Source organism: Rhodoferax sp. (assembly GCF_013297935.1).
Classification (GTDB): domain Bacteria; phylum Pseudomonadota; class Gammaproteobacteria; order Burkholderiales; family Burkholderiaceae_C; genus Allorhodoferax.
In genome coordinates, this window is sequence record NZ_JAAFIX010000001.1 from 675,154 (window position 1) to 685,465 (window position 10,312).

A 10,312-nucleotide genomic window follows, 5' to 3' on the forward strand; every position below is an offset into this window, starting at 1 on the left:
TCCCGATAGCTCAGCCCGCCAAGTGCGACAAAGCGCGGGTCACTTCTTGGCTGCCTTGCGCGGCACCACTCTCCGGCACCATGTCACCCGCGCGGGCCAACACTTGGCGCAGGTTGGCGGCCAATTTTTCTGGCGCTTGCGCATCCAGCCCGATCCACGCGCCTTGCGTCAGCGTAATGTGCGCAGCCTCCACACTGCCGGCACCGGCGCACAGCGTGGTACGGGTGGGCGCATCTTCAGACACCAGCACCAGCATGGCGGGCACCACAGCTTCGGGCTTGAGGGCTGCAAGCACCTGCGGCGGCATCAAGCCCTCTGTCATGCGTGTGGCCGCCGTGGGGGCCAAACTGTTGACGTGGATGTTGTTTTTGGCGCCCTCCAAGGCCAGGGTTTGCATCAGGCCCACCAGCGCCAGCTTGGCAGCGCCGTAGTTGCTTTGGCCGAAGTTGCCATACAGGCCGGAGCTGGAGGTGGTCATCAAAATGCGGCCGTATTTCTGCTCGTTCATGTGCGGCCACACGGCCTTGCAGCAGTGCACCGCGCCCATGAGGTGCACGTCCACCACGGTGCGGAAGTCGGCAATCTCCATCTTGGCAAAGCTCTTGTCGCGCAGGATGCCGGCGTTGTTCACAAGAATATCGATCCGACCCCAAGCATCTAAGGCCTGCTGCACCATGGCCTGCACAGCCTCAAAGTCGGTGACCGATGCGCCATTGGCCATGGCCTCGCCCCCGGCGGTGCGAATCTCGGCCACCACCGCCTCGGCTGCAGACAGCGAGCTGCCAGACCCATCGCGCGCGCCGCCCAGGTCGTTCACCACCACTTTGGCACCGCGCGCGGCCAGGGCCAGCGCATGTTGGCGACCCAAGCCGCCGCCTGCGCCCGTTACGATGGCCACGCGGCCTGTGAAATCTAATGCCATGCTTGTCTCCTCAAAAAGTTAGGTCAGGCTCAGGGCAAGTCCGTAGGCCCGTAGTCAGCTGCCGATACTTTAATTCAAGCAGTTGCTCACCAAAAAACAAAAGAGAAAAGACAGTCCCATGCAAGACATGCTCGAACCCACCTCCGGCGCCGCCCGCGACGCATCGACCGTGGTGCTGCTGCGCGACACGCCCGAGGGGCTTGAAGTATTTTTAATGAAACGCAGCGGCCTCTCCGACACGTTTGGCGAGGCCTATGTGTTCCCCGGCGGCAAGCTGGACGCGCATGACAGCAGCCCCGCCGCCCTAGCTGCCCTCAATGAGCCCGCCACCACACTGGCCCACCGCTTGGGCGAACCCGGGTTGCCCGACGACACGGCCGCCGCCCTGTATGTGGCCGCCCTGCGCGAGTTGTTTGAAGAAGCTGGCGTGCTGTTGAGCGCGGCCCCCCACCGGCCGGCCGGCGTGTCGCCCGCAGACTGGCAGGCATGGCTGGGCTCCCCCGCTGCCAGCTTGGATGCCACCGCCTTGGTACCCTGGAGCCGGTGGATCACCCCACGCATGGCAGCCCTGAGCAAAAAGCGTTTCGACACCCGCTTTTTCTTGGCCATGGCACCCGGCGACCAGATCGCCAGCCACGACAACCATGAAACCACTGCCAGCATTTGGCTCAAGCCCATCGAGGCCCTGCAGCGCTACTACCGCCAAGAGATAGAAATGGCGCCACCCCAGATCATGAGCCTGGGCCACTTGGCCCGCTACGCCACCGCGGCAGACGCCATCCGCGCAGCGCAGGCGCAACTGCCACCCTGTGTGCTCCCCGAGAACTTTGACGAGAACGGCACCACCGTGCTCAGCTACCCCGGCGACCCCCGTCACTCGGTGGCGCAACGCGCCCTGCCCGGCCCCACCCGCATGCTGGTGCGCAACAAGCGCTTTGTGCCGCCTGATGGACTGGACAGTTTGTGGCGTTAAGTGCTGCGTAAACGCTACAAATTCAGTAGCTACTCGCGCATACTCCACGAGGGCTAGAAGCCGATTGAATGCTTAAACCGGGATAGACCGGCGTATCCACGCATCCACGTCGCTGGGTTTGACCAGCGTGCGCATGTCGTCAAAAGCGACTTGCGCTTCGGGGTAGTGGCGGCGCAGCAGGTTGAGCCACTGCTTCACACGGCCGGCTTGTTGCTTTTGCTCCAAGCGGGTGCTGGCCACCTGCCAGAAGGCATGCATGAGCGGGCCCAGGTCTTGCCAGGTCCAGTCATCGCCCGGCTGGGCCATGCCGTCCGGCGCAGTGCCCATGGCGGCCAGAATGCTGCGGGCCAGCGCGGGGCGGGCCACGATGCCGCGGCCCAACATCAGTGTGTGGCAGCCGCTTTGCGCCACGGCAGCTTGGGCGTCTTGCACGTTCCAGATTTCGCCATTCACCACCACCGGCACCTGCACCGCGCCCCGCACATCGGCCACGCGGTCCCAGTAAGCGGGCGGGCGGTAGCCCTGGGCCTTGGTGCGGGCATGCACCACGATCTCGGCTGCGCCACCGGCCTCCAGCGCGCGGGCGCAGTCCAGGGCCAGGCTGTCGTCGTTGTAGCCCAAGCGCATCTTGGCGGTCACGGGAATGTGGGCCGGCACCGCCGCGCGCACGGCGGCCACGATGGTGTGCAGTATCTCGGGGTCTTGCAGCAGCGTAGCGCCGCCGCCATGGCGGTTGACCACCTTGGCCGGGCAGCCGAAGTTCAGGTCAATGCCGGGCGAGCCCATCTCGGCCAGGCGGGCGGCGTTTTCGGCCAGGCAAAGTGCGTCTGAGCCCAGCAGCTGCGGCCACACCGGCACGCCCGCATAGGTGCGCGCGCCAAATGCCAGCTCAGGCACGGTGCGCAACATGGCCTTTTCAGACATGAGCGTGTGCGTGATGCGGATGAACTCCGACACGCACTTCTCCACCCCGCCCACACGGGTCAGGATGTCGCGCAACACAAAGTCAAGAAGCCCCTCCATGGGGGCGAGGTAGATACGTACGGGCACGGGGAGTGGGGAGATGCGGCTCTGGAGGAATCAGGGGCGCATTGTCACCGAACAGGTTTTTCTGAAACGCGTTAGTGGGAATCGCCTAGCCACACAGTGCCTTGCCGCTGAAGCAGTGCCCTCGATACCTCGGCCAGAAAGAAAAATGAGTGCGGCAAGAAATACGGCACAACAGTTCAGCGGTGCGCGGAACCTGCGCGCGTCCGTTGGAACGGCAAGCTAGAAGTGGGCGCCTCAAGACGCTCGGCGAGCCAAATCTTGATAACAGACTGCCGTGTAACTCCCAGCTTGCTAGCTTCGCGATCTAGCGAGTCAATCATCCATGTTGGAAAATCGACATTCACCCGCCTTTGCTCTTGCAAAACACGCTTGGCTTTGGATAAATCCAAAGAGGCCGTGATGTCGACACCCTCATCAAACTGTTGCTCGAATTTTTTAGCTTTCATAAAGTGCCACCTCTTCTGTGCGTGCGCGACGCACGGATATCAATCGGACATTGATGCCTCTGTAAGTAATGACCGCAGACCAATGTTTCCCATCAATCAATCCAATCACCAAATACCGCGGTTCATCATCCGTTTTAGCCGGAATCTGCAGCAGCATCGGGTCGTTCCAGAGAACTTGCGCATCGACAAAATCGATGCCGTGTTTAGTGCGATTGGATTCGCTTTTCGCGGCATCAAATTCAAATGCGTACATGGTATAAAAATTATACCTTTAAAGACTTTAGTGAGGGAGTGCTAGTTCGGCATCTAACATGGCGATGACCGGACAACACCAAGTCGTGGCGAAGCCGTCACTTGGTGTTATGGGTCCGTGTCGATTGTCGGGTTATGCCGCATTTGCCCGCTTCCGTTCACGAAACCGGGTCTGTTCCGAATTCATCAATATCAGCATTCCGGTGACGCCCAAGGTCAGAAATAGCCCAGTAAACCAGAGACTGTCCACCTCGCGCACTGGTCGGCTGATCGTGGGATCGTCTTTCAAATACGTGACGAATGTCTGTGTCCCGATGGAGATGCTTTCGCAACCCGCACGGCCTCCGCCCACTCCGTATCTACCTTGATAGTCTCTACCCTCCACGCTGAACCTGTATGCAACCCATTGGGTGGATGTTCTTCGACAGTCTTTCTCCACAACGAAACCCGTGGTCCCAATTCCGCTGTTCTCCAACAAGTAGTTTTCGTAACTGGAACGCCATGCGAGTGCGTGAAACGCTATCGCAATTGCTATTGCGGCAGCCCACCTTGCAGCCTTTCCCATGGGAACTAGCAGGTAGAGGATCGTAATGGCAGCAAAAATTAGCGTCACAGCCATACTTCTTTCGTTCCGATGTCTTGTGCGGCATAGCGTCCGAGCTAAGCGGGCGACGACGGCAGGGCGCTAGGCCCGGACCGATGACAATGGACAGAGCAGCACCGGCCCGGGCCTAGTGGCCTGCCATTGGCGCTCCGCTTAAGTGAGTGGTTTAGCCGCACCGGGATTCCCTCACGACTCTACTCTTTCACCAGTGCCTCGATCTTCTTCTGGTCAAGAAACTGGCCGATTCGACCAAACCCTTGTCCGACATTTGGGTGAGTCATTAGCGAAGCCGAAGCCACTTGCCCAAGAATCTGAAAGCTGAGTTGCATTGCGATTGCACCCTCATACTTCAGCGCTTCACTGGTTTCTTTCCGACAGGCTACTGTTAGCAGGCGATCCATTAACGCGGCTGCCGTCCTGTCGATGTCATCGCGTTGCTCGGTAGAAACTGATGAGATATTCGATACATCCGGATGCAATGCTGCGTTCGCAAACATCCAACGAACAAGGTCAGTCTTGTCCTTCTGAGATGTAGCGGATACCAAGCACTTCCCCATGGTGTCAGCGTAGACACCTGCAATTACACTACTTGGCGCTGTGATGAGGATCGTGAGAAATAGAAGGAAGAGGGGCTTCATCATGGAGTTCATAAGTTGGAGACGTAACGGCGGTTTCTGTGCGGCATAGCGTTGGAGGCTACCGGGACGCAACCCGTGCCGCGCTGCGGCAGCCCGAGGTTGCGCATCCTCGTGGGTCGACCGGTTAGAAGTTTGACGATTTCATTTCTTGAGCAGCGCGTGGTACCCATCTAAAAAAGTCCTGTATTTGGCGCATGGGACACCCTTGTTTGCAATATTCTCACTCGCGGTTTTTCTATGGTTTGCTATAGCTTCAGACAACACTTGGTCTCGCTCGGTCTTCACAAGGCCCCGACTTTCGCCTTCTGCCAAGATTCGTTGGGCTGACTCTCTTTGCACATGTGCGTACTTCTGTTGCCATGCGGAAAAAACAGCACGACTGGGATAGCCACGCTGTTCGCAATAATCGGCGCTCAGTGAAGCGTACTCAAAATAGAGCAGGTTTTCAGCCGCGTCCTTGAAACTGACCGCAAACGCCGGGCGGAATGTGAGCAACAGAAGTGCCGCAATGGCAGCGATGGTGTTGATTTTCATCGGCACCGTCTACGTGTTATCGACGTCAAACAGGTCTTATGAACAACTTTGCGACTCACCATGACGACCTCCCAGCGCTTTGTTTAAGTCCTTGATTTATAGCTGACTTTGGGAGGTCGGCAGCGAATGCCCACCAACGAAAATTCCGTAAACCCCACACGCTTACTTACGAAGAAAAAGTCCCTGCTCTTAGGCAAGTTTCCGTCAATGCCTTGCAAGGCAAGATTTCATAGCGCACTAGCCATTCACTATCTTTTTCATAGCTACTCGCGCAATAAAAAAGAGGGCCGCGGCCCTCTTTTACTTGAAAACGGCAGCTCACAAAGCTTAGTGCCGGATCAAGTGGTCAAACGCGCTCAGCGCAGCCTTGGAGCCTTCGCTGGCTGCAATCACGATTTGCTTGTAGGGCACGGTGGTGCAGTCGCCTGCGGCAAACACGCCGGGCACGTTGGTGTGGCCCTTGGCGTCCACCTCGATTTCACCAAACCGGCTCAGCTCCACCACGCCCTTCAGGAACTCGGTGTTGGGCACCAAGCCGATTTGCACGAACACGCCTTCCAGCGCTAAGTGGTGCTCCACGCCGGTGGCGCGGTCTTTGTACTTAAGGCCGTTGACCTTGCCGTCTGCACCGGTAATTTCGGTAGTTTGGGCGTTGGTGTGCACAGTCACGTTGGGCAGGCTGTGGAGCTTTTTCACCAGCACAGCGTCGGCCTTCAGTTGGTCGGCAAACTCAATCACGGTCACATACTTCACCACACCAGCCAGGTCTATAGCGGCTTCGATGCCGGAGTTGCCGCCGCCAATCACCGCCACGTCTTTGCCCTTGAACAAGGGGCCGTCGCAGTGCGGGCAGTAGGCCACGCCTTTGTTCTTGTACTCGGCCTCACCGGGCACGTTCACATTGCGCCAGCGCGCGCCGGTGGACAAGATCACGGTCTTGGCCTTGAGCGTGCCGCCGTTGGCCAGCACCACTTCGGTCAAGCCCCCAGCTTCTGCGGCGGGCACAATTTTGTCGGCGCGCTGCAGGTTCATGATGTCCACGCCATACGAGCGGGTCTGGGCTTCCAGGGCAGCGGCGAACTTGGGGCCGTCGGTTTCTTGCACCGAGGGGTAGTTCTCAATAGCCATGGTGTCGTTGGTCTGGCCGCCAAAGCGCTCTGCCGCCACACCCACGCGGATGCCTTTGCGCGCCGCGTACACCGCAGCGGCCGCACCAGCGGGGCCACCGCCCACGATGAGCACGTCATACGGGTCTTTGGCGCTCAACTTGGCGGCATCTTTGTCGGCGGCGCCGGTGTCGAGCTTGGCCACAATTTCTTCCACCAGCATGCGGCCGTTGCCAAACAAAGCGCCGTTCAGGTAGACGCTAGGCACGGCCATGATTTCGCGGGCGTTGATTTCGTCTTGGAAGGCGCCGCCTTCAATGACGGTGGTTTTGACCTTGGGGTTCAAGATAGCCATGAGGCTCAAGGCCTGCACCACGTCCGGGCAGTTGTGGCAGGTGAGGCTCATGTAGACCTCAAAGTTGAAGTCGCCGTCCAGACCTTTGATCTGGTCGATCACGTCTTGCTCGACCTTGGGTGGGTGGCCGCCAGTCCACAGCAGGGCCAGCACCAGCGAGGTGAATTCATGGCCCAGGGGCAGGCCGGCAAAGCGCAGGTTGGTGTCAGTGCCACCGCGCTTGAGGCTGAAAGAGGGTTTGCGGGCATCCGTGCCGTCGTAGGCGACCGAGATTTTGTCGGCACGCAAACCTTGAATGGTTTGCAGCAGGTCGCGCATTTCGACCGAGTTGTCGTCATCACCCAGCGACGCCACGATCTCGATCGGCAGCGTCACGCGCTCCAAATAAGCGCCGAGTTGGGATTTGAGGGTGTCGTCTAACATGGTGATTCCTTCTGTTTACTATCAAATTCATAGCTAGCTGCGCAGGTTTTGCGAGGGCTAGCGGCCCATTTGGGCATAAAAAAGCCGGGCAGCAGAGCGCACACGCGCTCTGACGCTACCCGGCTGGTGAGCGCGCCGCAGCGCGCTACCGTGGGGCCAAGCTCTTTAGATCTTGCCGACCAGGTCCAGGGAAGGAGTGATGGTCTTGGCGCCTTCGTTCCACTTGGCGGGGCACACTTGGCCTGGGTTGGCGGCGGTGTACTGAGCAGCCTTGAGCTTGCGCAGGGTTTCTTTCACATCACGTGCGATTTCGTTAGAGTGCACTTCCATGGTCTTGATCTGACCTTCTGGGTTGATGATGAAGGTGCCGCGCAGGGACATGCCGTCTTCGTCAATGTGCACGCCGAAACCGCGGCTCAACACGTGGGTAGGGTCGCCGATCAGGGGGAACTTGGCCTTGCCCACTGCGGGGGAAGTCTCGTGCCACACCTTGTGCGCGAAATGGGAGTCGGTGGTCACGATGTAGACCTCTGCACCGGCCTTCTGGAATTCAGCGTAGTTGTCAGCTGCGTCTTCCACTTCGGTGGGGCAGTTGAAGGTGAACGCTGCGGGCATGAAAATGAACACGTTCCACTTGCCCTTGAGGGATTCGTTGGTCACGGTAACGAACTTGCCGTTGTGGAAGGCTTCGTTCTTGAAAGGAACGATGGTGGTGTTAATCAAAGACATGGTGATTTCCTCTTGAATTGGTTGTTCGATAAGTGAACGGGGTGAATCTTAGGCCCAGATTGCGATGTGTAGGGTTGATTGATCCAATCAAGCAGATTGGAAAAACCTATAGGCCTGACCCACACCCCATAGGAATCTCCCATGGGCTCATGACACCGATGTGAACAGCCGGTGGTGCAGCCGCCGCAAAGACCACCACACACTGCCCGCTACCACCGGTATAGCCGCAGCCGCGGTGAGCTCGGGGCTCCAGGGCCAGCCGTGGTGCGAGGCTGCCTTGGCCAGATAGCTCACCAGGCCGATGATGTAGTAGGTGATGGCCGCCACCGAGAGCCCCTCCACCGTGGACTGCAGCTGCAGCTGCAAGCCCTGGCGGGTGTTCATGGTGGCCAAGAGCGCCTGGCTGCTTTGCTGCTGCTCAATTTCCACCCGCGTGCGCAGCAGGTTGCTGATGCGGGACACGCGCTGCGAGAGCGCGTCCTGCCGCCGGCTGGACCACGCACAGGTGCTGCGCGCGGGGGTGAGGCGCCGGTCCATGAACTCGCGGATGGTTTGCATGCCCGCCAAGCGGGACTCGGCAATGTCTTCAATGCGCTTGTCGACCAACTCGAAATACGCGGCGCTGGCCGAGAAGCGCGAATGGGTGGCCGCGTGCTGGCTCTCCACCTGCCCGGCCAGACGGGTCAGGCGGTCGAGCAACAGGGGCTCGTCGTTGCGGGTGGCGGAGCGAATGGCTTCTGCCAACTCTGCCAGCTCGCGCTCGGCGCTGGCCAGCACGTGCGAGGCCTCGCGCGCGGCAGGCAGGCCCAAGAGCGCGGCCATGCGGTAGGTCTCGATTTCCAGCAGGCACTGCACCAGGCGGCCCAGGCGGCGCGGCGTCATGCCGCCGGCCAGCAGCACCATGCGGGAGAAGCCATCGGCGTGTACCGAAAAGTCGGTGTAAACCTCGCCCAGCCCATCGGCCACGGTGGAGGCCACCAGGGTTTCTTCGTGCAACACATGGCGCAGCCAGGGCAGCGCGTGGTCGTTTTTGGCAGGCAGCAGCCACAGGTGCAGGCAGGCCAGGCACTCGCCGGGCAGCTCGGCAAACCACTGCTGGGGCACTGCATCCAGCGCGACCTCGGGAGCCCGCTCGGTGCCGCTTTGCTCGGCAATGCTGCGCATAAAGGTCCAGGTCACAAACTCCGTGTGTAGCTCCCAGCGCACCTTGAAGGGGCCGAAGTCCATGCGCATGTGGATAGAGCCCTCTTCGGGTGCCGGGAGGTGGTGGTCGCGCGCCAACGCTGCCATGTGGGCTCGGCTGGCATCGCGCTGCACCGCGTTGCAGGCCATCACCACATGTGAGAGCGCCATGGGCATGCCCATGGGCTCGGGCGGGCGGGCATGCACTTCGTTGTGCAGAGAAAGGCGCAGGCGGTGCTGAGGGGGGAGCTGTGTCATGGCGGCTTCGATGAGGTCATGCTGCACTGCAGCGTTACCCCATCATAGAGCCGCACAAGGGCACCAGCGCCCCGGCATATTCACACGAAGTTGCCTTTGTCCTCCAGAAGGTGGCAACCGCTGATCAGCCATTCATTCTTTTTGTGGCGCTCCAGGGTGTAGGCCGCAATCCAGTTGACGCCGTTTTCGTCTGTCAGGCGCACCTTGACCAGCGCCTCTTCACCCGCAATGACGGGCTTGAAGAACGCAGCGCTCGCATGGCGGTAGACCACTCCGTAGCGGAACTTGACCAGACTCATGAAGTTCTTGGCGCTACCCGACGAGGCCTTGATACCCGGGCTGGCGTATTTGAAGGCTTGCTCGGCATCGTCAGCGGCAAATGCGTCCAGCTGCTGCTGAATGACGGCAATCACCGCAGCCTCGATACGGTCAGGCTGCGCCTGTGCGGGTGCCACCCCACTCCATGCCACCAAGCCCAGCAGCAGAGCGATGCTGAGCGCTTCTTGAAAAAAACGGCTAAAGCGATAGGCCATACCACCTCCTGTCAGGAAGGACGCCGGTGGAGGGATATCAAACACCGGTGAGACCAGTCTAGTCCTGAGCTCATGCGCTACCACCCGCCCTGCCGCTTACCCCAGTGAAACGATGGGGCACTCTCTGCGCCCAGAAAAAAGGCACCCGAAGGTGCCTTTGTGCGAGAAACGTAGCGGCGGACATCAATCCTCCACAAACGCCTCCTCCCGCTTAGCCTTGATAGACGGCAGCATCACCACCACCAGCAAAGCAAGAGCTGCTACCAACAGAGAAGCAGACAGCGGCCGTGTCACAAACACACTCCAG

The 10,312-nt window shown here is 59.9% G+C and carries 11 protein-coding genes; 1 reads left to right on the forward strand and 10 read right to left on the reverse strand.

Annotated features, from left to right (window positions below; translation table 11 throughout):
* Positions 1 to 10: 10 nt before the first annotated feature.
* Entirely contained in the window at positions 11 to 922 is a 912-nt protein-coding gene (locus QZW03_RS03265) for an SDR family oxidoreductase (protein WP_296508267.1), read from the reverse strand.
* A gap of 118 nt (positions 923 to 1,040) precedes the next feature.
* On the opposite strand from QZW03_RS03265, the gene QZW03_RS03270 reads away from it, so the two are divergent.
* A complete protein-coding gene (locus QZW03_RS03270; protein ID WP_296508269.1) occupies positions 1,041 to 1,895 on the forward strand; it encodes an NUDIX hydrolase in 855 nt (284 codons plus the stop codon).
* A 72-nt stretch (positions 1,896 to 1,967) separates the two neighbouring features.
* On the opposite strand, the gene QZW03_RS03275 is transcribed toward QZW03_RS03270, so the two are convergent.
* The 9 genes from QZW03_RS03275 to QZW03_RS03315 form a co-directional block, all read right to left on the reverse strand.
* The gene (locus tag QZW03_RS03275) at positions 1,968 to 2,918 is read right to left on the reverse strand and encodes a tRNA-dihydrouridine synthase (RefSeq protein ID WP_296508322.1); all 951 of its coding nucleotides are present in this window, start codon (positions 2,916 to 2,918) and stop codon (positions 1,968 to 1,970) included.
* A gap of 203 nt (positions 2,919 to 3,121) precedes the next feature.
* A complete protein-coding gene (locus QZW03_RS03280; RefSeq protein WP_296508272.1) occupies positions 3,122 to 3,391 on the reverse strand; it encodes a CopG family transcriptional regulator in 270 nt (89 codons plus the stop codon).
* Positions 3,381 to 3,644: a BrnT family toxin gene (locus QZW03_RS03285; protein WP_296508274.1), complete on the reverse strand. Its 264-nt coding sequence runs from the start codon at positions 3,642 to 3,644 to the stop codon at positions 3,381 to 3,383. The genes QZW03_RS03280 and QZW03_RS03285 overlap by 11 nt, the downstream gene beginning before the upstream one ends.
* 797 nt (positions 3,645 to 4,441) lie before the next feature.
* Entirely contained in the window at positions 4,442 to 4,888 is a 447-nt protein-coding gene (locus QZW03_RS03290) for a hypothetical protein (RefSeq protein ID WP_296508275.1), read from the reverse strand.
* A gap of 138 nt (positions 4,889 to 5,026) precedes the next feature.
* A complete protein-coding gene (locus QZW03_RS03295) occupies positions 5,027 to 5,419 on the reverse strand; it encodes a hypothetical protein (RefSeq protein ID WP_296508276.1) in 393 nt (130 codons plus the stop codon).
* A 327-nt stretch (positions 5,420 to 5,746) separates the two neighbouring features.
* Positions 5,747 to 7,303 (reverse strand): alkyl hydroperoxide reductase subunit F, encoded by a 1,557-nt coding sequence (ahpF, locus tag QZW03_RS03300; protein ID WP_296508277.1) that lies wholly within the window; start codon positions 7,301 to 7,303, stop codon positions 5,747 to 5,749.
* Between the two features lie 165 nt (positions 7,304 to 7,468).
* Positions 7,469 to 8,032, reverse strand: a complete 564-nt coding sequence (ahpC, locus tag QZW03_RS03305; RefSeq protein ID WP_296508279.1) for an alkyl hydroperoxide reductase subunit C — start codon at positions 8,030 to 8,032, stop codon at positions 7,469 to 7,471.
* Between the two features lie 147 nt (positions 8,033 to 8,179).
* Positions 8,180 to 9,472 carry a DUF3422 domain-containing protein gene (locus QZW03_RS03310; protein WP_296508281.1) on the reverse strand — a complete coding sequence of 431 codons (1,293 nt, stop codon included), beginning with the start codon at positions 9,470 to 9,472 and terminating at the stop codon, positions 8,180 to 8,182.
* Between the two features lie 80 nt (positions 9,473 to 9,552).
* Positions 9,553 to 10,005 (reverse strand): DUF4864 domain-containing protein, encoded by a 453-nt coding sequence (locus QZW03_RS03315; RefSeq protein ID WP_296508283.1) that lies wholly within the window; start codon positions 10,003 to 10,005, stop codon positions 9,553 to 9,555.
* Between the last annotated feature and the right edge of the window lie 307 nt (positions 10,006 to 10,312).